Raw genomic sequence first — 21,439 nt, forward strand, 5'->3', positions numbered from 1 at the left:
ACAACTAAAGAGCTGTTCAGCCCAACCGTATTACTGGCGCTTGCGTTGATGGCGATCATTGTGATGATGATCTTACCCGTACCGGCCTGGGTCCTTGATGTCGGGCTTGCCGCCTCGTTTGGCCTGGCGATCCTGATTTTTACCATCACGTTGTTCATTGAACGGCCGTTAGAATTTTCGGCCTTTCCGACAGTGTTGCTGGCCTCGCTGATGTTGCGGCTGTCATTGAATGTATCATCGACCAAGTTGATTATTGGCGAAGGCCATACCGGCACGGATGCGGCTGGGAATGTGATCCAGGGATTTGCTCAGTTTGTCATGGGCGGCAGTGTGTTCTTGGGGCTGGTGGTGTTTGGCGTCTTATTGATCGTCAACTTCATGGTCATCAACAAGGGTGCCACTCGTATGGCCGAAGTTGGTGCGCGTTTTGCTTTGGATGCGATGCCGGGCAAGCAGATGGCAATCGATGCGGATTTGTCGGCTGGTGCTATTGACCACGTCGGTGCCAAAGAGCGCCGTGAGCGGGAACAACAAGAGACCACTTTTTTCGGCTCGCTTGATGGCGCCTCGAAGTTCGTAAAAGGCGATGCCGTTGCCGGCTTGTTGATTACCATGATGAACTTGGTCATGGGATTGGCGATGGGGGTTCTGGTTCACGGAATGCCTATTGGCGCGGCGTTTGAAACCTATGCAATCTTGACCGTTGGTGACGGTTTGGTCTCGCAGATCCCTTCGGTGATCATTTCAATTGCTGCGGCTCTTCTGTTGGCCCGTGGTGGCAATCAGGGCACGACTGACATTGCGATCGGTGACCAGTTGGGTAGGCATCCAGCTGCCCTGGCCACAGTGGCCATTCTGATGTGCTTGTTTGCCTTGGTACCGGGCCTGCCCTTTCTTCCCTTCATGATCGGTGGTCTTGTTCTTGGTTACTTCGCTTACCGGACGCACCAGAAAATTAAAGACGAGGAAGAGGCCGAGATAGAGGAACAGATCGAGGTTGGTACAGAAGCTGTTGCTGCCAGACCACTGGGCGACATTCTGGATCTGGACGATGTGCACCTCGAATTTTCACCCGATCTGGTCGGGATGGTACTTGATGCAGGGACCGGTCTGGATACCCGAATTGCCAATATGCGGACTCATGTAGCCAGCGTGTTTGGTCTAATTTTGCCCGAAATTCGATTGACGGATGAACCCGAATTGCAAATGGGCACCTACCTGATCAAGGTGCAGGGGGTCGAACAGGCTCGGGGTACTTTGCATCCAGACATGGTTCTGGCTTTGATGCCGGATGCACATGATTCGCTGCCCAGTGGTACTGATGTCACCGAGCCGGTTTATGGTGCGCCTGCCCGTTGGATTTCTACAAAGCATCAGGAAGATGCGGCGCTGATAGGGGCAACGATCGTAACCCCACCAGAAATCCTCGCGACCCACTTGCTAGAAGTGATGAAGCAGAATTTCTCACGCTTGCTGACTCTGAAATCACTGCGCCGCCTTCTGAATGAAATGACACTGCTGTCTGACACCTTCCGGTCCGAGGCCAATAAGAAGCTTTTGGATGAACTGGTGCCTGACAAAGTGCCAATCGATATGCTGCATGCGGTACTGCGTTTGCTGCTGGATGAACGAGTGTCTATTCGGAATATGCCACTGATTCTGGAATCGATTGCCGAGGCTCGGATGCAAAGCACCCAGCCTGAGGTTGTCTGTGAACATGTTCGCCAGCGTTTGGGCTTTCAGTTGGTGGCAGAAATGAAGCGTGAAGACGGCACCATCCCTCTGGTACAATTGGCTCCTGAATGGGAAGATAAATTCTCAACCTATCAGATCGACACTCAGAATGGCGGGATGGACATTGCCTTGCCGCCAGACCTTTTCAATCGATTGGCCGAAGGTCTGTCTGACCGGTTGAATATGATTTCCGAGCAGGGGGTATTTCCAGCGGTGGTCACATCGACCCGCCGCCGCCGTTATCTGCGCACTATTCTCAAGGCGCGAGGCATAGCTAATCCAGTGCTTTCCTTTGAGGAAATTGGCCTAGATGCTCGCCCGGCTCTGGTTGGAATGGTTGCCGCATGAATTCGATTTTGCCACCCGAACTGGTGGCACTCCTCGGCGATGGATTTTGGCATGCAGCCATTGTATTTCTGCGTGTTTCAGCGGTAACGGCGCTGCTTCCGGGGTTCGGAGAACAATATGTGTCGACGCGGATCAAACTGGTCATTGCGGTGGCGTTCACTTTTATTGTAGCGCCCGCTTTGCCAACTTTTGCACAGCCCGACAGCGTGATGCACTATGCCAGTTTTGTGGTGACCGAGTCTGTTATCGGGTTGGCTCTTGGGGTCAGTATCCGGTTCTTTGTACATGCTCTCCAAACCGCTGGATCCATGGCGGCGCAAGCGACATCTCTGTCACAGGTTCTTGGTGGAATCGGCACAGAGCCCATGCCTGCCATTGGCGCTGTTTTGTTGATCAGTGGGTTGGCATTGGCAATGATGCTTGGGTTACACGTTCGGGTCGCTGAGTTTTTGATATATTCCTATCAAATGTTTCCAGCCGGGGAATTTCCCAACGGCAGTGGGTTGTCTGAATGGGGTGTTTACCGCGTTTCTACGGCTTTTTCCCTGGCGTTTACCTTAGCTGCGCCCTTTTTGATTGCGTCAGTTCTGTACAATTTGACGCTTGGTGTCATCAACCGGGCCATGCCCTCGCTGATGGTCGCCTTTGTTGGTGCCCCTGTCATTACTTTCGGTGGGTTGTTTATTCTTATGGTGGCAAGCCCGATGATCCTGAAAGTCTGGAGTGAAGCCTTGATGACGTTCTTTGCGGATCCCGGAGGTGGGATGCCATGAGCGGACAGGACGATGATACCGATAAGTCGTTTGACCCAACGCCAGAAAAACTCCGCAAGGCGCGGGAAAAAGGCGAAGTGGCCAAATCCACTGACTTGTCGGTGGCCGCTGCTTATGCGGGCCTGGTGATTGCATTTTATGCCCTCGGGGCCAGCTCCGTTCGCTCACTTGGAACAGCCTTGATGACGTTTTTGGATCAGCCTGAACGCATGGTGAAACTATTCTTTGAGGGCCCGGCAGCTGCCCCTACTGGTGGGGTCATGGCCGCAGTAAGCACTGCAGTCCTGCCATGGTTTGGCATACCGTTTGTATTGGTCCTGTTATCTATCATTGGTCAAAAGGCGCTTATTTTTGCCCCCAGCAAACTTGAAATGAAGCTGTCTCGGATTTCGGTGATTTCCAATGCCAAGAATAAATTCGGTCGTGCCGGTCTTTTTGAATTTGGGAAAAGCTTCACAAAACTAATTCTCTATTCTGTCTGCCTTGGATTTTATCTGAACCTGCGGTTGCCGGAAATGGTTGCTTCATCCGCGACCAGCGCCTTTACTGTCGTGGCACTGTTGGCGCAGTTGGGGATGGAGTTCTTGTTTATTGCGCTGGTAATTTCTCTTGGGATTGGTGTTTTGGATGCCGGTTTCCAACACGCAGAGCATCATCGTAAAAACATGATGTCTCGCAAGGAAATTCAGGACGAAACCAAGGATTCCGAGGGCGACCCACAAGTGAAGGCCAAGCGCCGTCAGCGTGCAATGGAAATTGCCATGAATAAGATGCTGACAGAAGTGCCCAAGGCTGATGTCATTATCGTTAACCCAACCCATTACGCAGTTGCGTTGCAATGGGGCCGAGAGCGCGGAACCGCTCCGATCTGTGTTGCCAAAGGCGTTGACGAAGTGGCGGCAACGATCCGGCGAATTGCCAACGAAAATGCAATCCCAATTCACAGCGATCCACCAACAGCGCGGGCGCTGCATGCCTCAATCGAAATTGGCGGCGAGATTCTGGAAGAGCATTATGCACCCGTGGCTGCAGCGATCCAGTTTGCTGAAAGAATGCGACAGCGTGCTAAGGGCCAGGTTTGATGAAACAGAAAAAACTCGATCAAATGGCTGCTGTTACCCAAGCGCAATACCTTCGTGAACATGCTAAAATTAAGCCGATCCTGGATGCAGAAGCAGATCTGCGTGGAAAATTGGCCAAACTTGACGCTCAAATGAAGGAAACACGCCAGCAAGGAGAGCAGGATCATGCGATGCGGGCCCTGGGTGCCGACCTATTATGGCAAGGGTGGCACAGCCGGACGCGCCGTCAGCTCAACATCGAGCTGGCTCAGGTTACGGCGCGCAAACTTATGGCGATGGACAAGGTGCGCAAGGCCTTTGGACGCAAGCATGCTGTTGAGACTATGGCGGATCAAGAACGTAAGCGGAAAAAGCTGGACCGGGCCAAAAAGTTAGACGCGCAACTGCTGGGACATTCCTGACCAAGGCTTGCGATGTGGGTCGATGAATGGCCTACTGAACTGTGAGTCAAGTTTCGCAAACAGCAAATTTCTCACTCAATACAATACATGAACAAAGGGCCAAACCAGCACGGTTTGGCCCTTTGCTAAATTTGACGCTTACTAAAGCTTATCAGACGTCTTGCCGGGAAATATCCATGATCAGCACGTCAACAATGTCAGAGCCTAGCTCTTTTTGTGCTGCTTCGCGCAGGGCTGTCCGCAAGGGCATCATGACATCAGATCGGGTAAATGCTCCGCGAAACCCGCCCATATTGGCGTGGTCGAACAGGACTTGTAATAAGACATCCCGCAGTTTCGGCTCCAAAGCATAAATCCGGTCGCTCTTTCCTTCGAGGGCCTCCAGGCTGAGTGACATAACCACCAGCGCAGACAATTCGTCTCGCTCAACCACGGGCACGACAAACTGGTTGTTCAGTTTGACATAGATGTACTCCGGTTTTTCTTCTTCACTGTGTTCTTCCACAACTGGTGGGGGAGCAGCATGGGATTCCCCTGTGGCGGTGTCGATAACTTCAGGTGCTGGCGTTAGCATAATGCCAGCTCCGATGCCGCTGCCTGTGCCAATGATAAGCAGGATAATGGGTAGTAGTTTAGATAACATGGGAACCCTCAGAATGGCAGAATGACATCAAGCAACTGCTGACCATAGCGCGGTTGCTGCACATCGGAGATTTGCCCACGACCGCCATATGAAACACGGGCCGAAGCAATTTTGTCATAGGTGATTTCGTTCTGGCGGCTGATATCCTCAGGGCGAACATAACCCGAAACCAGTAGCTCGCGCATTTCGTAGTTAACCCGTAGTTCTTGTGATCCATTGATCGACAGAACGCCGTTTGGCAGGATATCGACAATAGTTGCAGCCACCCGCAAAGTCAGCTTTTCGTTCCGTTTGACAGACCCTTGGCCGGTCGAGCTGCTGGTGCTTTCCAGGTCAACGGCAGCAGCCATAGTTGCGCCATCCGGCAAATGCTCGTCTATACGCTGAGGAACGCCAAACAGGTTAGATACGCCCATCGATTCATCACCCGAGCGGGAACGAGACGTCCCGTTGGAAATTTCGGCTTCTTCGTCAATTTCAATAACTACAGTGAGAATATCGCCCTTGCGAACGGCGCGCCGGTCGCCCAACAGGGACTGTCGCTCGCCGCTCCATAGCGAAGAACCATCAACCGTCCGTTGGGTTTGACCGGTTGCGGGTAACCCTTGCCACAACATTGCTACATGTTCTGGGGTTTCAGCAGCTGGAGTAAAGCTGGGAGCTTTACCCACATGCTCCAAACGGGCGCAGCCGCTTAGCAAAGCCAAACCCAAAACCGCTATTTTGACCAGTTTCAGTTTTTTATGCATTATCTTACCTCAATGGAGCCGTCAGCGCTGATGCGCCCGGATATTGTAGTGCGTGACGCCAAGTTCATTGCCCGGATGATTTCACCTTCTGAACCTCGTCCCAGGGACCGGCCTTCGGTTGAGATCACCAATCCGCCACGGCTAAATTTGAGCATGATTAAATCGTTGCGTTCAATTATTGCGGGCGGGCCAATGTCGCCGGGCCGGATGGGGCGTCCAGCATACAGCGATACCCGGGCCTCTTGGCCTATCACTTCGGCCGGATCTGAAAACGTACCGGCGATGTCTACCGATTTGTAGGCCAGATCTTCGGCGGTTATGACTTGCTTGGCCCTGATCGTGCGCACCGGCACCAGAGTGTCTGCCCAGCCGGACTGAGCCATCAGAACCATCAAAAATGTCAGGACCAGTTTCATCAGCGCACCTGCGTGGTGGCGCCCATCATCTGGTCGACAGCCGAGATGACTTTGGCGTTCATTTCATAGCCGCGCTGGGCTTCGATCAGTTCGGTAACTTCGCGTACGGCATCTACCGAGCTGGCTTCGATGTAACCTTGACGCAAAGATCCCAATCCATCTTCACCAGGAGTCGATACCACGGGCGCACCCGATGCCTCGGTTTCGGTAAACAGGTTGCTGCCGCGGGCCTCTAACCCCTTTGGGTTGGCAAATCCTGACAGGGTCAGTTGCCCAAGAAGCTGACCTTCGGCTGCGTCATCAAAATAGGCATATACTTCGCCTTCACCGTTGATCGAAATGCTGTTGGCATCTTCGGGAATGGTAATATCTGGAGAAACAGCCAGCCCGTCCGAAGTGACGATTAATCCTTCAGCAGACCGTTTTAACGAACCGTCGCGGGTATAGGCTGCGTCACCTGATGCCAATGTGACTTCCAAATAGCCTTTGCCATCAATCGCCACATCCAGGTCGTTGCCGGTTTGTGTCAACGCACCTTGAGAAAGGTAGACAGAGATTGCGGCAGGACGCACACCCAGACCAACCTGAACACCAGTTGGCAGAACCGTGCCGTCCGACGCATTGACGGTGCCCGCCCGGGAGATCTGCTGGTAGTGCAGATCGGCAAATTCCGCACGCCTCGGATTATAGGCGGTGGTGTTCATATTGGCGAGGTTGTTCGAAATGGTTTCGACGCGCATTTGTTGTGCGCTCATTCCGGTGGCTGCAATTTTTAGGGCACGCATCGGGATTCTCCTACGACATGTATTATTTAATTAGGTTCTTGATGGCATTTCGGATGCGCTGGTCTTCGGTCTCCAGGAAACTTTGGCCCATTTCATAAGCGCGCTGAATTTCGATCATCCGCGCCATTTGTGAAATCGGATTGACGTTAGAACCTTCGACAAATCCTTGCAGGATTTTGGCCTGCTCGGTCTCTTCGATGTCACCATCAACCCGGAACATCACCCCATCTTCACGCACCATTGTGTGTGCTTCCGCTGGCATGAATAAACCGATCTGGCCCAATGGGTTGCCATCTGCGCTGACTGTCCCGTCAGGGGCGATATTGATGGTCTCGACGTCACCTGGGACAAATACCGGCGAGCCACCTGCATCGAGCACCCGATGGCCATCAGCCGTCACCAAATCACCGTCTGCATTGGGTGAAAAGGCACCAGCCCGTGTCAGGCGTTCGCCCATCGGGGTCTCGACTTTGAAATACCCATCACCCTCGATGGCCAGGTCAAAAGTACCACCTGTCTGGGTCAACGCGCCTTGTTCTGTCGATGTGTTGCGAATGTTTGCACGCGACATCGAAATCGACGTTTGTCCAGGGGCGGACTGAATGAATTCCGAAAAAATCAACCCCTCCTGGCGGTAACCAGTGGTGGCAGAGTTAGCGATATTGTTCGCCACGACCTGCATTTCACGCATCAGTCCTGACTGACGGGAGAGTGTAGCATAACCAGACGTTTCCATTACGAACCTCCAATAATCAGGGGGATGATGTGGCCATGAAAAAAGGCCAGCATCGTTTGTGTCATGAAACCCATGGTCATCCAGAAAACGACCATGATTGCAGCCAGTTTAGGCACAAAAGTTAGGGTCATTTCCTGAACCGAGGTGAGGGCCTGAAACAGGCCAATGCTCAACCCGACAACCAACGCCACAGTCAGGATAGGCGTCGATGATATGACGGCGGTCCACATTGCCTGACGCAGAGTGTCATAGAATTGCCCTTCGCTCATCATGGCTTAGACCGGCATCCGTAGAATTTCTTGATAGGCTTCGACCACTTTGTTCCGAACGGTCACGGCTGTTTCAACGGCCAGTTCGGTTTGGGCCAATGCCTGCACCAGTGCATGCGGATCAGCATCACCGGTCATAGATGCAATCGATGTTTGCTCGCTTTGCTGCAATGTAGCGGCAAAATTCTGAAAACTATTCTTCAGAAGCGCGCCGGCTTCACTGCCTGCATGCTCGGGGTCAATTTGGGTCGCTGGGCGTGCTGCTGCATAGCCACTGGCGGCGGAAAGACTGCGAATATCCATTCTGGATCTCCTCTGGTTTTAGTTATCGGCGAAGTAATTCCATCAAAGAGGCGGACATCTGCCGCGTTTGATCGAACATTTTGATGTTGGCTTCATAACTGCGCTGGGCCTCACGGGCGTCAGCAATTTCAATCATCAAGTCGACGTTTGATCCTTCGTAGTGGCCACTGCCATCGGCCAGTGGGTGAGAAGGATCATAGATCTGTGCCAAATCAGTGCGGTCCAGATGGACCCGTCCCGTTTTGACGTTTTCAATATCGCTATTCATGTCGCGCACAGTTTCAAACGGGACAGTCTTACGACGGTATCCGGGTGTATCTGCGTTCGAGATGTTCTCGGACACGTGGCGCAACCGGGTGGCTTGTGCCTTCAGCGCGCTTGACGAAGCGGACAGTGCATTGGAAAATTCACTCATTATTCGAAGCCTCCTTAGCTACGACCCAGGCTGGTACGCAGGATATTCATGGAAGATTTATAGATCGCGAGAGCCTTGTCATGCTGACGCTTTACCTCGACCCCTTTTAGGATTTCGGATTCGATCGAAACTGAGTTATTGTTCGGGTCACTGCCGTCCTCAGACGTGCTGACAGCCCAGTCCAACCCCTGACCGGAAGATCCGTTCAAATGCTTGCTGCGGCTGGAGCGCATGTCTCCAGGTCGGGTATTATCGTCAAAAACTTCGGAAAATGGTTTGATGTCTTTGGCATGGTAACCGGGTGTATCGGCATTTGCGATATTCTGCGACACCAGCGCCTGGCGAGTCCCGGCATGGGTCGCCATAGCATTTGCTAGTTTAAAGACATTCAGCTCTGTGAACATCGGGGCTTCTCCCTCGATTGATTTCAACCAAGGCTTAACCCTGATTCCTTTAGAAATTGTTTTCAGAAACATGTTGGAGAACCCACAATGACCGCTGACCTGAATGCACTGACCCAGGAAATAGCCAGTAAACGGCTAAGCACACCGGTAGGTAGGGTGACCGGAATCTCTGGAGGAGTGGTCGAGATATCGGGTCTCGGCAACGCCGCTCGAATAGGTGATCGACTGGTTTTGAAGCGCCAGGATGGCGATCAGTTGCCCGGTGAAGTTATGATGATAAACAGTAGATATATCAGCATGTTACCAGATGTCGCCCCAAATAAAGTAGCCATAAATGATCCCGCTCTTTTGTATCCAACGCCAGAATTTGCGCCGGATGACAGGTGGGTCGGCAGGGTGATCGATCCCTTTGGTGTGCCGCTGGATGGGAAGCCGATGTTGCGCGGTGGATCGCCTCGGGATTTGATGGCGCCGCCGCCGCGGGCGGCGGAACGGAAACATTTGGGGGCCCGCCTTCAGACCGGAATGTCGGTGCTAAATACGATTCTCCCAATTGTTTGTGGTCAGCGAGTCGGTCTTTTTGCCGGGTCGGGGGTTGGTAAATCGACCCTGTTGGCGAAATTGGCCCAAAATATGGATGCCGATGTGGTGGTTATGGCGCTGATTGGCGAGCGTGGGCGTGAAGTTAATCACTTTGTTGACGACGTTCTTGGCCCGGAAGGCATGAAACGCGCTGTTGTGGTCGCCGCAACCTCGGACCAATCTGCATTGGTGCGGCGGCGTTGCGCCTGGTCGGCAATGGCTGTGGCTGAACATTTCCGAGACCAGGGCAAGAACGTGCTGTTCCTGGCCGATTCGGTTACGCGATTTGCTGAAGCGCATCGTGAGATCTCAGTTGCCTCAGGAGAGGCACCAGCCTTGCGCGGCTACCCTCCGTCGGTAACCCCCCTCATTACGGGTCTGTGCGAGCGTGCTGGCCCCGGATCCGAAGGACAAGGTGATATCACGGCGGTGTTCAGTGTGTTGGTCGCGGGTTCGGACATGGATGAGCCGATTGCCGACATTCTGCGTGGTGTTCTTGACGGGCATATTGTGCTGAATCGAGAAATTGCCGAGCGTGGGCGTTTTCCAGCCATCGATGTCTCCCGGTCAGTTTCGCGTAGTTTGCCAGCCGCGGCAACGGATGAAGAAAATGAGATCATCTCAAATGTCCGTAAGTACCTTGGTACATACGAGCAGTCCGAAGTGATGATCCGGGCAGGTCTATATTCCGAAGGCAGCGATTTGATATTGGATCAGGCAGTTAAAATTTGGCCGGAATTAGACAGCTTTTTTGGCAAGGATGACCCAGAAGGCATAAAGAATAGCTTCAATCGCCTGAACTTAATGTTGCGTCGAGCGGGTAATTCTCGCTGACTTTGGATATACGTAACTTTTGCTGGTTGAAGTAGAAATAGCGCGGTTCGGGACATACCCGCCGCGCCATTTTTCATTGGGAAGCAGAGTTAGGACTGCAGCAACATAAGGGCAGTTGCACCAGCGGATTGCGACGCGTCAAAACTAGAGAGTTGTTCGCGGGCTAAGTAGGTGTTGACGAGTTTATCCATCAAATCTTCATCAGTGAAATCGGCAATATTGTCGGTGCCAAAAATCGATTCAGAACGGGATTTGAATGCCTCCAGCTGTTGGTCCAGGTCGATATTCCCCAAACTTTCCGGAAGTCCCAAAGCCACTTCGAACATTTCCCGCAGGGCAGTTTGGCCCATGACGTTGAACCATTGGGTATCAATACTGGTGCCATCTGTTGCCAGGTTGGCAATTTCGCGCTGGCCGTACAAAGCCACCCGCATGGATTCCTCTTGTTCGCCAACGGCCTCCTCAAAGGCTTGTACCTTATTGGTAAAGACCAAATCCTCCATGTCCTCTGCAGACCCGGTTTTTACGGTGTCGCCGGGGCCAAATCCAAAGGCATCACTCAATTGTACATAGCGGTCGTCACCCAGAACATTGGCCAAAGCGTCATCGGCTGCGGTACCGTCCGTCAGGATTTTTTCAATATAGGCCTTCTTGTAGATATCTTCTCCAAGTCCGAATGCATCTAAAGCAACCGACAATAAGCGTCGGTCAGCCATGAGATCTTCGGCCGATGACACATTGCTGATATTCTCCAAGAAGTAGTCTGTTTCACGTTGTAAAACAGCATCTTGTGTGAATGTTTCAAACTGTTTGTCATAGGTTGCCTGCAAAAAGTTCCAGCCAACGATGCCATTTGATGGAATGATCGGTTGATAGCTCATTTTGAAATTACCGCCATCAGGCGATCCTCACGGGGTATCAGGGTTCGTATCGCTTTGAGGCAGCGGTAGTGGTTGTTTTGAATAACCGCCTCGGTTGCTTCGGCCAGCGAGGCGCGGCTGTCGGGGTCAGTGAACACCTGGCTCAGATCCTCGATCCGGCGCAGCATCGGCAGTCGGTCCTCTTGTGGATCGATGTCACCGGTCAGCACCAGCTGGGCTGCGTAACAGACCCGGCGCACCGGCGTATTGGCTTCCTCGGGGTGGATTGCATCGCGCAGGCGCAGGATATTGGCGTCCGGCGTCACGATCGACAACCGGCTGCGTCGATCACCGTTTTCAATCACCGCGCCATTCACCAGGACACGTTCTTTGGGGGCGAGTTTTAGGACTAATCCGCTCATTTCATGGGGCTCCGCTTCGTAGGCCACGCATGATGGCCGTGTTGATTTCAACCAGAGGGGCTACGCCGGCCTTGCGGGCCAGGACCTTGCTGGTGTGTTGTCGCGTGAACTCAGTCAGATAGGTAAGATGGTCCTTCAGCTCCAGGGGGAGTTGGTTGTTGGGGCTGGCAATATCGGCCATGAAAATGGTCCATAGCTTGCGATTGTCGGTGAGGGCAGCTGCCAGAGTGTTAAACCCATCAGGGCCCTTGTTGGCGGCTGCAACCATCCGGTGGGTAATCCGCGCAATGGCGTCATACTCAAGGTTCTTAAAAGTGCGGGTCGGGGCTTTTGCCGCCGAATATGCTTGTTTTGCATGTCTGAGCGCGTTCACGTCAATTCCTTACGTCTAATCTACAGATTCTCTGAGACGGGAAACCGGGGCACCTGGGCGCCCCGGTTCAGGGCTGTTAGCGGAACAGCTGCATAAGTGTTTCTGGCGCGGAATTGGCAATCGAGAGGGATTGCACAGCCAGAGATTGCTGGGTTTGCAGGGCCTTCAGTCGGGCCGATGCTTCTTCCATGTCGGTATCGGTCATCGAGCTGACACCTAATTTCATGGAGTCGGTCAACTTGGAGACAAATTCACCTTGATCCATAAGACGTGCACTGTCTGAGCCCAGTGAGGCCGCACCGTCGATTGCAAGCGCCAGGAAGGCTTCGATTTCACCTAGTGCTGTGGCCGCAGACGCGCTGTCGGTGATTGTCGTCAGGTTGCTGACCAGGTCAATGTCGGCCTCAAAATCAACCGTATCAATGAGAATTTCAGTTGGCGACGGAGTGCCGGTTGGGCCAACACGGTCCAGCGAGGCGAGAACACCCAGCTGAGTGGTGGAATTACCGTCAATGTCTGTGGCCAACAAGTTGGCGCCATTGAACTGGGCTGCAGCAATAATCGAAGCTACCTGTGCACTTTTGGCATCAATATCGGCCTGAATTTTGGCATGATCAACATTCTCGGACTGCGCTGAAACGATCAGTTCCTTGATGTCCGTCAGGGTATCCACAATCTGTTCGGCACCAGCTGATGCCACCGCAACAGTCGCTTCGCCGACAGCCAGGCTGTCTGAGATCGCGTTGAAACCTGCAATGTCGGATTCCATAGTTTTGGAAATGGCCCAAACAGCTGCGTTGTCGCTGGCGGATCCAACACGCTTACCTGTTGAGATCTCATTTTGAGCGTCGGTCAGGTTGTCGTTCACTGACTGCAGAGTTTGCAGAGCAACCATTGCGCCGTTGTTTGTCAGAATACTGGTCATAGCATTTATCCTTTAACTATGAGGCGCTTTGGCCTCATCTAATGCTGCCCCAAAACGGAGCATTTTTTTGACGTCTTTCTGACTAGTGCGTCTGGCCAATTGGCTTTCGCGCCACCTCGTGTTTGAGGTGCAAGGAGACATTGGCCTGCTAGGTGCTAAAGGATTGCTAATTTCAAAATTTGGATTGCTAGAATTTTCTCCAAATTTTTGAAAGTCAGGCGCGTTTCTCAAGACTGATGCTTCCACGTGTGCTGAAACGTGTCTTGCGCCCAGATTGGTCATAAACGTCCAGACCTTTGCGAACACGGCGCAGCTCGGCCATACGTGCAGATACAGCGCGGATGCCTTGCATGGCGCTGTCCAGCAGCACTTGATTGCGTGATACCTTATTATGAACCTGGGTCAGCATCTCGCGTTCCAAATCTGTAATGGCGTTCAGGTCGTTGATGAGAGTTTCCTTCTTCGTCATCAGGCCGCCCAGTATAGTCAGGTCGCCTTTGACAAGGGCCTGGCGTTCTTGATCTAGGATCGAATCAAGGTCGTCGATTAGGGCCTGTGGATTTAGATTAGTCATTTTGAGCCTCCTTCAAAGAGTGGTATAATGATTCGGCAAGGCCAATTCCGCCCGCCTGGGCCATCTGTTCCGCCTGTGCGCGGATTAAAAATGTGGAAAATTGATCTTCACCTGAGCCGCCGCCAAACGTTTCACGGCTTTCGCCCATTCCGGCAGATTTCAACATTTCCGCAAGAAACGTTGCCTCAAGTTGAGTAGCAGCCTGGCGAAGCGGGTCTTGTTGAGCAGTCGATGCCTGATGCGAGGTGGATATAGAGAGTGGTATTGATGGCGTCAGGTCGGTCATTGGATTCTCCAGATGAATAATTTCGAATTGCTTCGATTTTTATCAGTCTGCGCCATAACCGGTTAAAATTACCGTAACTGATTGCGTGTACTAAGGATGCGTCGAGATAGAATGTCCGGAACACAATGATAAAAAATATTATTTCAGAATCGGCCTTTGACGCGAGCAAAAGTCCGAGCAAACCAAAGGCCGCTTCAAACGAAGCGACCAACAATGGCGCGACTTTTCAAAGCTACTATTCTGCCTCTGAAACGCAGCAAAATTCTGACAGGTCTCAAAGTGCAGTCAGAGAAGTCGCTCAGTCTGATACTATAGTTACAGATGATGAGGCGCTTTCATCTGTATCTGTCGATGTAGCGGACCCACCAAAGTCCGATGTCTCGGCAATAGATCAGGAGTTCGCAGCGAGTGAGGATGACGAGCCGGTAGTACTGGTCTCAACCAGTGTTGAAGTTTTGCCTGCCGAGAATTCCCCAAAGAATGCAGTCGGATTTTCCCAAGGGGCGCAGGGTGACTCCGATGTAGTGACGAGTTCCGCGGCCAATGTGAACGGAAATGTGACAACGGCGCAGGAGAAGTCCGGTCTTGCCGTCCCACAGGCAGGTCTGGCGGATAAATCCGTTGCGAACAAGGTCGTTAGACCGCCGGTTCATCGCAGTATTGCTGAATTGCGCATGACAGGACCGCAGCCTGGCACGGTGGCAGAGCGTCAACCAATGCAGGCTACTGTGGCGGGTCAGCCAGGACCGATGGTGGAGAAAACTCCGGGTTCTTCTCCTCAAGAAACCCCTCCAACTGCCATTGGGACCGATGCGGGACAAAAGGCTGAAACCATTGGAGCCGCTGTTAAGGCCGGACAGACCACGCCTGAGGTTCAGGCCGCACAGCAGACTACAACAACCAATACACCGCGACGAGCAAAAGTCTCGCAGCCGGGTATTGCAGCGAATACTCAGGGCATTGCGGGTGTAGCAACTCATCAGGCCGCAGGCCAGAATTTGCCGGATGGGTTGCAGAGTGTGATGAAACCCCTGCCGGAAGAACAGGCCGCCCCGGTTCGTGAAGCCGCATCCGAGGAGGTGGAAGTCAAGACCAATATCCAACCGATTCGTAAAGCAACCGGCCCAGTCTCCAATGCGACAGTCCAGGTTCAACAAGTCTTGCAATCCGCAGCCATCGGCCAGGTTGCTGTCGTCAATGCCGAAGCATTGACTGACCCCCTTGGCGTCAACCTTGCATTGGACTCAACGGTATTCGAGCCAGCAGGGTTATCGCAATTGCTGACCGAGGCCGTAATGAGCCCTGGCACAACGCACCGTCCTGAAACTCCGCGTTTGGTTGCCGTACAACTGGCCGAGGCGCTGGCAGCCAAAGGTGAACGCAACATCGATGTCGCGCTCAGCCCGGAAGAGCTGGGACGGGTGAAAATGCGTGTCAGCACAACGGAATCTTCGGTGGTTGTAACGATCACGACGGAACGACCTGAAACAGGCGATCTGATGCGCCGCCACATTGATGAGCTGTCCGAAGAATTCCGCCGTATGGGTTTCGAAGACATTTCCTTTGAATTTGGCGGCGAGGGGATGCCTGGCGACGGAAGCGAACAGAGAGATTCACTAGACAGTGGATCATCCGGGGCAAGTGACGGCAGCCCAATTGCCGATAACGTACAAGAAGCCGCACAACAGAACCTTCGCCTGGGAGAATCCGGGCTGGACATGAGGATTTAATACGATGGTCGCAACAGTAAGTTCAGCCACGTCAGGGGTTTCCACGACAGGTACTTCAACTTCAACGTCAGTTGCAGCTGAAACGTCAGATTACGAAACCTTCCTTCGAATGCTGACGGCACAAGCGAAGTACCAAGATCCGCTAGAGCCGATGGATTCATCAGAGTATGCATCGCAACTGGCCCAATTCTCGATGGTGGAAAAGCAAACTGAAAATAACGCCCTTCTGGCGTCGATGGCACAGCAAATGGGCCTGGCGAATATGGCAGCTATGTCGGGTTGGGTTGGAATGGAGGCGCGGGCAGCCACGCCGGGCTACTTTGATGGATCGACTCCGGTTGTTGTATCTCCAAATCCAGCTGCCGCGTCGGACACAGTTGAGCTGGTGGTTAGTGATTCTGATGGGAATGAGGTACAGCGTATAACTCTGCCGGTTTCCGCAGATGCGTATGAATGGAATGGTCTTGATGATGACGGCGCGGCTTTGCCCAGCGGAAACTATACTTTTGTCGTCGAAAGTATCGAAAATGGCGAAGTGCTGATGTCAGAAATGGCAGAAGTTTATTCCAATGTGACCGAAACTCAGATGCAGGGCACTGATGTGGTCTTGATTCTTGAAGGTGGGTCGGCAATTTTGGCGTCATCGGTGACCGCGCTACGTGACTAAGACACATAGGAAAGAATTCGGCGAACTCCGTGAATGTTTGCCCCTCGGTTGCCGAGGGGCTGTTTAACGGAGACTAGCCTGTGGCCAATGACTTTTGAATTTGAGGCCAGTCTGTTTGCACATATCGCGTTGCGGGGATTGGCTGTTGAATATCCCGAACGATTGGCCGGGGGGCGAACAAACCACGTCTGGCGTGCGGGCTCTATCGTTATCAAAGTATATCAGGGTCAGGATGAAAATCCGCTGTTTGCCAACGATGCTCTGCGAGAGCGGGATAGCCTGAAAGCATTAGCCGGAACAGGAATGGCTCCCAAATTTCTGGATGCAGGCATATTCAACGGCCGAAATTGGCTAGCTTACACTCATATCGAGGGCTCTGTCTGGCAGCAAGGCACAGCACATGTGGCGCAGCTATTGGGCCGATTACACGACCAGACCGGTTTTTCTGGCTTGCCAGCGGGATGTAATGGCAGCGCAGATCTTACTGATCAGACACTGGCGATACTGAAAAAATGTCATCATTCAAATCTGCTGCGGGACTTGGCCCCTTTGGGGCAGGTTGCGGCATTGGCTAGGCCGGTATTGATTCACGGCGATCCGGTTCCCGGTAATTTGGTAGAACACGCTGGGATTTTAACGTTGATTGACTGGCAATGCCCACAAATGGGAGATCCGGCCGAAGATCTGGCCCTTTTCCTGTCTCCTGCAATGCAGTTTCTGTACCGGGGAACGCCGCTGTCCCAGGATGAGGAAAACGCCTTTCTGGCGGCTTATCCGGACCGGGCTGTGGTGGAACGGTATTTGGCGTTGAAACCCTGGTTTCATTGGAGAATGGCTGCCTATTGCTTATGGAGGTCAGAACAGAGTAGCCGCCGCGATCACGAAGCGATGACATTGGAATTGGAGGCTTTTCAGTCCATCAACCCAAGCGCGGCATAGGCTGGTGGCATCAGTAAGCGCCTGAAGCGGCCAAGCGGAAATCGTGGCATTGACGTGATAGCTGTGGAAAATGGCAAGTCGGATGTCTGACCCAGTACCAGATCGCTTAGCAAACGCCCGGCATAGGTCCCCATGGCAACTCCGTTACCGTGGTAACACAGGCCTGCGAACATGCCTTTCACATCGGGTATCGGTCCGACAAAGGGCACCAAATTGCGTGATAAGCTTACCATACCGGACCAGCAATGCGTTGTTTCGACCCCGTTCCATGCGGGAAACATCTGGTCGAAATCATGCCGAAGCTTGCTGCGAATCGCTTTTTCCGATCGGGCCGAGGACAAAAGCCCTCCGCGCATGCCAAACAAGAAACGACGGTCGGGCATCAGACGAAAATAATGCAGCAGATTTCTGCTGTCATAGGCCATTTGATCGCTGAACCAGCCTTGTTTTTGCAACTCATCTTCGCTGAGAGGTCGGGTTACCATGGCTGTGGATTGGGTCGGCATATAACGACCAGCCAACCAGGTCGGCAGATCTTCAGATGAATACCCATTGGTTGCGATGATCACCTGACTGGCCCGCAACGTCCCGTTAAGGGTCGCAATCACATGTTTGCCATCGCGCTGCGTTATACGTGTCGCCCCGCTGCGCTGAAAAAGTTGGGCCCCCGCTACCTGCGCTGATTGCGATAAGCCAAACAGATACTTACGCGGATTCAAGCCAAAGCCGACCGGCGTGGTCAATGCGCCGTGAAAGGCTCCGTTCAGACCCTGTTCGGCCAATTGATCAGCCTCTAACAGGTCTACCTCATTGCCGGTTCTGGCCAGGTCTGCAGCTTCGGCGCGCAGGCGTTGCATTGCGCGTGGCGAGTGTGCCAGTTGCGTCTCTCCGCGCGAATGGGTGTCTGCATCAATCTCAAACCTATCGAGCAAATCTCGCACTAGGGTAACGGCGGCAATTTCCCCGGCCTGATAAGTATCAGTCGCAAGGTCTCCGAACCGTCGTCGCATTGCTACGCTGCTTAGTTTTGATCCACCTAAACAACAGAAGCCACCATTGCGGCCCGAGGCACCCCAACCGGGGGATTCGGCCTCTAAAACGGCGACTTTCACGCCGCTCTGCGCCAGATGCAGGGCGGCAGATATGCCCGTGAAACCACCACCGATTATCGCCACTTCCGCCTCAACGGACCCGTTCAGGATCGGCCAGGCCGGTTCGGATATTGTTTCGTCCCACCAGCATTTGTCACGCGGGCCCGGTCCATAGGCATATTCCGAGTAGATACGCCGCATCAGTTGCGCACCGCTTCCTGCTCTTCCCGTTTCTGACGGACCATCTGATGTTTGCTCACTAGGGATGTTGTGATCACTCCGAAGGTGACGATGGCAATCATGATCGTCGACAACGCGTTGATTTCGGGGCTGACGCCAAGTCTGACCGCCGAGAAGATTTTGATTGGCAGGGTGGTTGCAGACGGCCCAGTGGTAAAGGATGCGATCACCAGATCATCCAGCGACAGGGTAAAGGCCAATAACCAACCGGAAATCACCGCCGGGGCAATGATCGGCAGGGTCACCAGCCGGAATGCCTGTGCGGGGGAGCAACCCAAATCCAGCGCGGCCTCTTCCAGCGAACGATCAAAGGTAACCAGCCGCGATGAGACCACAACCGAGACATAGCACATCGAAAAAGTGGTATGAGCCAGTACAATGGTCAGCACGCCGCGGTCCAACCCGATGCCAATGAATAACAGCAACAGCGACAGGCCTGTGATCACTTCGGGCATCACCAGTGGGGCATAGATCATACCAGAAAACAGAGTGCGCCCCCGGAAACGGCCTCCGCGTACCATGACATAGGCGGCCATCGTTCCAAGTACGGTGGCAATTGAGGACGAGAATACCGCGACTTTGATGGTCACCCAGGCGGCATTCAGAAAGGCCTCGTTCTGCATCAGCTCGCCATACCACTTGGTCGAGAACCCCGCCCAGACAGTGACCAGTTTGCTTTCGTTAAAGCTGAAAACGATCAGGATGATCATCGGGATATAGAGAAAGGCAAATCCCAATGTCAGGGACACCACATTGAACCAGCTGGTTCTGTTCATTGCTCTGCCTCCTGTTGTTTTTGCTGATTGCGCTGGAACAGTACGATTGGGATCACCAGCAAGAGCAGCAGAATGACCGCCACGGCGCTGGCCACAGGCCAGTCGCGGTTTGAGAAAAACTCCTCCCACAGGACTTTGCCGATCATCAGCGAGTTCGAGCCCCCCAGAAGGGATGGAATGACAAATTCGCCAAGTGCCGGGATGAAGACCAGGAAACAGCCCGCAATGATGCCTGTTTTGGACAACGGAATTGTCACCAGCCAGAAACCAGTCAGGCGTGAACAGCCCAAGTCCTCGGCGGCCTCGATCAGCGAATCATCTAACCGCTCTAGCGCCGAATAGATGGGTAGGATCATGAAGGGCAGATAGGTGTAGACAATGCCGATGTAGACAGCGGTATTGGTGTTGAGGATGGTCAACGGCGTGTCGATAATGCCGGACCATAGCAACAGTTGGTTCAAATAGCCCTCGTTGCTCAGAATGCCCATCCAAGCGTAGACTCGGATCAGGAACGAGGTCCAGAAGGGCAAGATGACCAACATCATCAAAGTTGGTCGCCATTCCGATGGGGCGCGGGCCATTGCATAAGCGATTGGATAACCGACCATCAAAGTCAGAGCCGTGGATATCGTGGCGATCTTGAAAGAACTTAGATAGGCCTTCCAGTACAGATCATCTTCAGTCAGAAAGATGAAATTCTCAAAATCCAATTGGCTGAGATAGGCCCAAATCCCGTCAACCCAGCTGAATTTGGGCGTATAGGGCGGAATTGCCAGCGCGGTGTCTGACAGTGATATTTTCACTACGATGGCGAAAGGCACCAGAAACAGCAGCAGCAGCCAGGCATATGGAGTGGCGATCAGGAAAAAACGGCGCATCAGTTGGCCAACAACACGCCAGCCGTGGCGGTCCAGGACAGCCAGACAGTGTCTTCCCAGGTGTAGCTGCGTCGTGAAATGCGTCGGGTGTTCGCGGCTTGTGCCTTAACCACCACACCGGATGGCAGCTCGACGTGATACGTCGAGATGTTGCCGAGATAGGCAATGTCCAGGATCTTGCCCTGCACAGCATTGGCTGCGTTTTCGGGCCTCTCGGTTGAAATCGCAACTTTTTCCGGGCGAATCGCCAGATGACATTCTTGCCCATCCGAGAATGGCTGGTTTGAATTGGCTGTAAGTGGCGCCCGTCCATCAGCCCAGGCGATGGCGTAACTGTCTTCGCCATTGGCTGTTGTGGTGCCTTGGATGATGTTCACATCACCAATGAAATCAGCAACATAGACGGAATTAGGCGTTTCATATATCCGGTCTGGCGTCGCCACCTGAATGATCTTGCCATGGTCCATTACCGCCACCCGGCTAGCCACTGTCATGGCCTCTTCCTGGTCGTGGGTCACGATTACAAATGTGGTGCCCGTTTTTTCCTGGATATCCATCAGTTCGAACTGGGTTTCCTGGCGCAGCTTCTTGTCCAGCGCGCCCAGGGGTTCGTCGAGCAACAACAATTTCGGGGCTTTAGCCAAGGAGCGCGCAAGTGCGACCCGCTGGCGTTGTCCACCCGAGATCTGGTGAGGCTTGCGATTGCTGAATTTCTCTAGCCGTGTCAGGCGCAGCATTTCTTCGACCCGGTTGTTGATATCGGGCTTGGGCATGCCTTCACGTTTCAAACCAAAGGCGATGTTTTCCCAGATCGAGAGATGCGGGAACAGCGCATAGGACTGGAACATCATATTAGTGGCCCGCTTGTTCGGCGGTACTGAGACGATATCCTGATCTGCCAGCAGAATGGTGCCTTCAGTTGGCGTTTCGAACCCTGCCAGCATACGCATCAGTGTGGTCTTGCCGCAGCCAGACGGACCCAATAGCGCGTAGAATTCACGCTCGTAAATGTCGATGGTCAGATTATCGATGGCGGTGAAAGCGCCAAACCGTTTGGTGACGTTCTGGAAGTGGATCAGCGGTTTTTCTTGCGGATCGTCCCAGGGTTCGAATTCAACAGTTGTCAAGCCAGGTCCCCTTAAACACGCACAGGGTTCTGTGCGATTTCAGCGCGCATTTCGTTGGTCGCTTAGTGTGGTAGGGC

The 21,439-nt window shown here is 53.2% G+C and carries 27 protein-coding genes; 8 read left to right on the plus strand and 19 right to left on the minus strand.

Going from position 1 to position 21,439, the window contains the following annotated elements; all coding sequences use genetic code 11:
• Positions 1–48: 48 nt before the first annotated feature.
• From flhA to EBB79_RS20715, 4 genes are read left to right on the plus strand one after another with little or no spacing between them, the layout of a single operon-like run.
• Complete coding sequence (gene flhA / locus EBB79_RS20700) at positions 49–2,082, plus strand: flagellar biosynthesis protein FlhA (protein WP_238705100.1); 2,034 nt, start codon at positions 49–51, stop codon at positions 2,080–2,082.
• Positions 2,079–2,855 carry a flagellar biosynthetic protein FliR gene (locus EBB79_RS20705; RefSeq protein ID WP_127750707.1) on the plus strand — a complete coding sequence of 259 codons (777 nt, stop codon included), beginning with the start codon at positions 2,079–2,081 and terminating at the stop codon, positions 2,853–2,855. Before flhA ends, EBB79_RS20705 begins: the two co-directional genes overlap by 4 nt.
• The gene (gene flhB / locus EBB79_RS20710; protein WP_127750708.1) at positions 2,852–3,937 is read left to right on the plus strand and encodes a flagellar type III secretion system protein FlhB; all 1,086 of its coding nucleotides are present in this window, start codon (positions 2,852–2,854) and stop codon (positions 3,935–3,937) included. Before EBB79_RS20705 ends, flhB begins: the two co-directional genes overlap by 4 nt.
• Complete coding sequence (locus EBB79_RS20715) at positions 3,937–4,338, plus strand: hypothetical protein (protein ID WP_127750709.1); 402 nt, start codon at positions 3,937–3,939, stop codon at positions 4,336–4,338. The genes flhB and EBB79_RS20715 overlap by 1 nt, the downstream gene beginning before the upstream one ends.
• A gap of 151 nt (positions 4,339–4,489) precedes the next feature.
• Here the strand turns inward: EBB79_RS20715 and EBB79_RS20720 are convergent, their stop codons facing one another.
• The 9 genes from EBB79_RS20720 to EBB79_RS20760 are packed head-to-tail and all read right to left on the minus strand — an operon-like array spanning position 4,490 to position 9,058.
• Positions 4,490–4,981, minus strand: a complete 492-nt coding sequence (locus EBB79_RS20720; protein WP_127750710.1) for a flagellar basal body-associated FliL family protein — start codon at positions 4,979–4,981, stop codon at positions 4,490–4,492.
• An 8-nt stretch (positions 4,982–4,989) separates the two neighbouring features.
• Positions 4,990–5,730 carry a flagellar basal body L-ring protein FlgH gene (gene flgH / locus EBB79_RS20725; protein ID WP_177627843.1) on the minus strand — a complete coding sequence of 247 codons (741 nt, stop codon included), beginning with the start codon at positions 5,728–5,730 and terminating at the stop codon, positions 4,990–4,992.
• Positions 5,730–6,146, minus strand: a complete 417-nt coding sequence (gene flgA, locus EBB79_RS20730; RefSeq protein WP_127750711.1) for a flagellar basal body P-ring formation chaperone FlgA — start codon at positions 6,144–6,146, stop codon at positions 5,730–5,732. Before flgA ends, flgH begins: the two co-directional genes overlap by 1 nt.
• Positions 6,146–6,931: a flagellar basal-body rod protein FlgG gene (flgG, locus tag EBB79_RS20735; protein ID WP_127750712.1), complete on the minus strand. Its 786-nt coding sequence runs from the start codon at positions 6,929–6,931 to the stop codon at positions 6,146–6,148. Before flgG ends, flgA begins: the two co-directional genes overlap by 1 nt.
• Before the next feature lie 22 nt (positions 6,932–6,953).
• Entirely contained in the window at positions 6,954–7,667 is a 714-nt protein-coding gene (locus EBB79_RS20740; RefSeq protein WP_127750713.1) for a flagellar hook-basal body complex protein, read from the minus strand.
• Positions 7,667–7,939, minus strand: coding sequence for a flagellar biosynthetic protein FliQ (locus tag EBB79_RS20745; protein ID WP_127750714.1), 273 nt, complete (start codon positions 7,937–7,939; stop codon positions 7,667–7,669). The genes EBB79_RS20740 and EBB79_RS20745 overlap by 1 nt, the downstream gene beginning before the upstream one ends.
• A 3-nt stretch (positions 7,940–7,942) precedes the next feature.
• Positions 7,943–8,239: a flagellar hook-basal body complex protein FliE gene (fliE, locus tag EBB79_RS20750; protein ID WP_127750715.1), complete on the minus strand. Its 297-nt coding sequence runs from the start codon at positions 8,237–8,239 to the stop codon at positions 7,943–7,945.
• Positions 8,240–8,261: 22 nt separating this feature from the next.
• Positions 8,262–8,654 (minus strand): flagellar basal body rod protein FlgC, encoded by a 393-nt coding sequence (gene flgC, locus EBB79_RS20755; protein WP_127750716.1) that lies wholly within the window; start codon positions 8,652–8,654, stop codon positions 8,262–8,264.
• 14 nt (positions 8,655–8,668) lie between these two features.
• Positions 8,669–9,058, minus strand: coding sequence for a FlgB family protein (locus EBB79_RS20760; RefSeq protein ID WP_127750717.1), 390 nt, complete (start codon positions 9,056–9,058; stop codon positions 8,669–8,671).
• Between the two features lie 87 nt (positions 9,059–9,145).
• Here EBB79_RS20760 and EBB79_RS20765 point away from each other — a divergent pair, with 87 nt between their 5' ends.
• On the plus strand, positions 9,146–10,474 hold the full coding sequence (locus tag EBB79_RS20765) for a FliI/YscN family ATPase (protein ID WP_127750718.1): 1,329 nt from the start codon (positions 9,146–9,148) through the stop codon (positions 10,472–10,474).
• 89 nt (positions 10,475–10,563) lie between these two features.
• On the opposite strand, the gene EBB79_RS20770 is transcribed toward EBB79_RS20765, so the two are convergent.
• The 6 genes from EBB79_RS20770 to EBB79_RS20795 form a co-directional block, all read right to left on the minus strand.
• On the minus strand, positions 10,564–11,355 hold the full coding sequence (locus tag EBB79_RS20770; RefSeq protein ID WP_127750719.1) for a DUF1217 domain-containing protein: 792 nt from the start codon (positions 11,353–11,355) through the stop codon (positions 10,564–10,566).
• Positions 11,352–11,756, minus strand: coding sequence for a flagellar biosynthesis repressor FlbT (gene flbT, locus EBB79_RS20775; RefSeq protein ID WP_127750720.1), 405 nt, complete (start codon positions 11,754–11,756; stop codon positions 11,352–11,354). The genes EBB79_RS20770 and flbT overlap by 4 nt, the downstream gene beginning before the upstream one ends.
• Position 11,757: 1 nt before the next feature.
• Entirely contained in the window at positions 11,758–12,129 is a 372-nt protein-coding gene (flaF, locus tag EBB79_RS20780; RefSeq protein WP_127748378.1) for a flagellar biosynthesis regulator FlaF, read from the minus strand.
• 76 nt (positions 12,130–12,205) lie between these two features.
• Positions 12,206–13,054 (minus strand): flagellin N-terminal helical domain-containing protein, encoded by an 849-nt coding sequence (locus tag EBB79_RS20785; protein WP_127750721.1) that lies wholly within the window; start codon positions 13,052–13,054, stop codon positions 12,206–12,208.
• 214 nt (positions 13,055–13,268) lie between these two features.
• Positions 13,269–13,628: a flagellar biosynthesis protein FlgN gene (locus EBB79_RS20790; RefSeq protein WP_127750722.1), complete on the minus strand. Its 360-nt coding sequence runs from the start codon at positions 13,626–13,628 to the stop codon at positions 13,269–13,271.
• On the minus strand, positions 13,621–13,914 hold the full coding sequence (locus tag EBB79_RS20795) for a rod-binding protein (RefSeq protein WP_127750723.1): 294 nt from the start codon (positions 13,912–13,914) through the stop codon (positions 13,621–13,623). The genes EBB79_RS20790 and EBB79_RS20795 overlap by 8 nt, the downstream gene beginning before the upstream one ends.
• Positions 13,915–14,438: 524 nt before the next feature.
• Between EBB79_RS20795 and EBB79_RS20800 the strand changes: the two genes are divergently transcribed.
• The 3 genes from EBB79_RS20800 (at position 14,439) to EBB79_RS20810 (ending at position 17,250) form a co-directional block, all read left to right on the plus strand.
• Positions 14,439–15,644 (plus strand): flagellar hook-length control protein FliK, encoded by a 1,206-nt coding sequence (locus tag EBB79_RS20800; protein WP_164860849.1) that lies wholly within the window; start codon positions 14,439–14,441, stop codon positions 15,642–15,644.
• Positions 15,645–15,648: 4 nt separating this feature from the next.
• Positions 15,649–16,311, plus strand: a complete 663-nt coding sequence (locus EBB79_RS20805; RefSeq protein ID WP_127750725.1) for a flagellar hook capping FlgD N-terminal domain-containing protein — start codon at positions 15,649–15,651, stop codon at positions 16,309–16,311.
• A gap of 87 nt (positions 16,312–16,398) precedes the next feature.
• Positions 16,399–17,250 (plus strand): phosphotransferase, encoded by an 852-nt coding sequence (locus tag EBB79_RS20810; RefSeq protein WP_127750726.1) that lies wholly within the window; start codon positions 16,399–16,401, stop codon positions 17,248–17,250.
• Here EBB79_RS20810 and EBB79_RS20815 read toward each other — a convergent pair.
• Genes EBB79_RS20815 through EBB79_RS20830 form a run of 4 tightly spaced genes read right to left on the minus strand, consistent with a single transcriptional unit; the run spans position 17,223 to position 21,362 of the window.
• The gene (locus EBB79_RS20815; protein ID WP_177627845.1) at positions 17,223–18,542 is read right to left on the minus strand and encodes an NAD(P)/FAD-dependent oxidoreductase; all 1,320 of its coding nucleotides are present in this window, start codon (positions 18,540–18,542) and stop codon (positions 17,223–17,225) included. The genes EBB79_RS20810 and EBB79_RS20815 overlap by 28 nt on opposite strands.
• Positions 18,542–19,357 (minus strand): ABC transporter permease, encoded by an 816-nt coding sequence (locus EBB79_RS20820; RefSeq protein WP_127750728.1) that lies wholly within the window; start codon positions 19,355–19,357, stop codon positions 18,542–18,544. Before EBB79_RS20820 ends, EBB79_RS20815 begins: the two co-directional genes overlap by 1 nt.
• Positions 19,354–20,235 (minus strand): ABC transporter permease subunit, encoded by an 882-nt coding sequence (locus EBB79_RS20825; protein ID WP_127750729.1) that lies wholly within the window; start codon positions 20,233–20,235, stop codon positions 19,354–19,356. The genes EBB79_RS20820 and EBB79_RS20825 overlap by 4 nt, the downstream gene beginning before the upstream one ends.
• On the minus strand, positions 20,235–21,362 hold the full coding sequence (locus tag EBB79_RS20830; RefSeq protein ID WP_127750730.1) for an ABC transporter ATP-binding protein: 1,128 nt from the start codon (positions 21,360–21,362) through the stop codon (positions 20,235–20,237). Before EBB79_RS20830 ends, EBB79_RS20825 begins: the two co-directional genes overlap by 1 nt.
• Between the last annotated feature and the right edge of the window lie 77 nt (positions 21,363–21,439).

Source organism: Parasedimentitalea marina, assembly GCF_004006175.1.
GTDB classification, from domain to species: Bacteria; Pseudomonadota; Alphaproteobacteria; order Rhodobacterales; family Rhodobacteraceae; genus Parasedimentitalea; species Parasedimentitalea marina.

Bases quoted from the DNA above. Each gene is read 5' to 3' on its own strand.
- flbT (WP_127750720.1), bottom strand. From the start codon at position 11,756: ATGAGCGGATTAGTCCTAAAACTCGCCCCCAAAGAACGTGTCCTGGTG.
- EBB79_RS20815 (WP_177627845.1), bottom strand. From the start codon at position 18,542: ATGCGGCGTATCTACTCGGAATATGCCTATGGACCGGGCCCGCGTGAC.
- flgA (WP_127750711.1), bottom strand. From the start codon at position 6,146: ATGAAACTGGTCCTGACATTTTTGATGGTTCTGATGGCTCAGTCCGGC.
- EBB79_RS20810 (WP_127750726.1), top strand. From the start codon at position 16,399: ATGACTTTTGAATTTGAGGCCAGTCTGTTTGCACATATCGCGTTGCGG.
- EBB79_RS20720 (WP_127750710.1), bottom strand. From the start codon at position 4,981: ATGTTATCTAAACTACTACCCATTATCCTGCTTATCATTGGCACAGGC.
- EBB79_RS20770 (WP_127750719.1), bottom strand. From the start codon at position 11,355: ATGAGCTATCAACCGATCATTCCATCAAATGGCATCGTTGGCTGGAAC.
- flgC (WP_127750716.1), bottom strand. From the start codon at position 8,654: ATGAGTGAATTTTCCAATGCACTGTCCGCTTCGTCAAGCGCGCTGAAG.
- fliE (WP_127750715.1), bottom strand. From the start codon at position 8,239: ATGGATATTCGCAGTCTTTCCGCCGCCAGTGGCTATGCAGCAGCACGC.
- flgG (WP_127750712.1), bottom strand. From the start codon at position 6,931: ATGCGTGCCCTAAAAATTGCAGCCACCGGAATGAGCGCACAACAAATG.
- EBB79_RS20820 (WP_127750728.1), bottom strand. From the start codon at position 19,357: ATGAACAGAACCAGCTGGTTCAATGTGGTGTCCCTGACATTGGGATTT.
- flhB (WP_127750708.1), top strand. From the start codon at position 2,852: ATGAGCGGACAGGACGATGATACCGATAAGTCGTTTGACCCAACGCCA.
- EBB79_RS20705 (WP_127750707.1), top strand. From the start codon at position 2,079: ATGAATTCGATTTTGCCACCCGAACTGGTGGCACTCCTCGGCGATGGA.
- EBB79_RS20740 (WP_127750713.1), bottom strand. From the start codon at position 7,667: ATGGAAACGTCTGGTTATGCTACACTCTCCCGTCAGTCAGGACTGATG.
- flhA (WP_238705100.1), top strand. From the start codon at position 49: ATGGCGATCATTGTGATGATGATCTTACCCGTACCGGCCTGGGTCCTT.
- EBB79_RS20805 (WP_127750725.1), top strand. From the start codon at position 15,649: ATGGTCGCAACAGTAAGTTCAGCCACGTCAGGGGTTTCCACGACAGGT.
- EBB79_RS20765 (WP_127750718.1), top strand. From the start codon at position 9,146: ATGACCGCTGACCTGAATGCACTGACCCAGGAAATAGCCAGTAAACGG.
- EBB79_RS20795 (WP_127750723.1), bottom strand. From the start codon at position 13,914: ATGACCGACCTGACGCCATCAATACCACTCTCTATATCCACCTCGCAT.
- EBB79_RS20745 (WP_127750714.1), bottom strand. From the start codon at position 7,939: ATGATGAGCGAAGGGCAATTCTATGACACTCTGCGTCAGGCAATGTGG.
- EBB79_RS20715 (WP_127750709.1), top strand. From the start codon at position 3,937: ATGAAACAGAAAAAACTCGATCAAATGGCTGCTGTTACCCAAGCGCAA.
- EBB79_RS20790 (WP_127750722.1), bottom strand. From the start codon at position 13,628: ATGACTAATCTAAATCCACAGGCCCTAATCGACGACCTTGATTCGATC.
- flgH (WP_177627843.1), bottom strand. From the start codon at position 5,730: ATGCATAAAAAACTGAAACTGGTCAAAATAGCGGTTTTGGGTTTGGCT.
- EBB79_RS20825 (WP_127750729.1), bottom strand. From the start codon at position 20,235: ATGCGCCGTTTTTTCCTGATCGCCACTCCATATGCCTGGCTGCTGCTG.
- EBB79_RS20760 (WP_127750717.1), bottom strand. From the start codon at position 9,058: ATGTTCACAGAGCTGAATGTCTTTAAACTAGCAAATGCTATGGCGACC.
- EBB79_RS20785 (WP_127750721.1), bottom strand. From the start codon at position 13,054: ATGACCAGTATTCTGACAAACAACGGCGCAATGGTTGCTCTGCAAACT.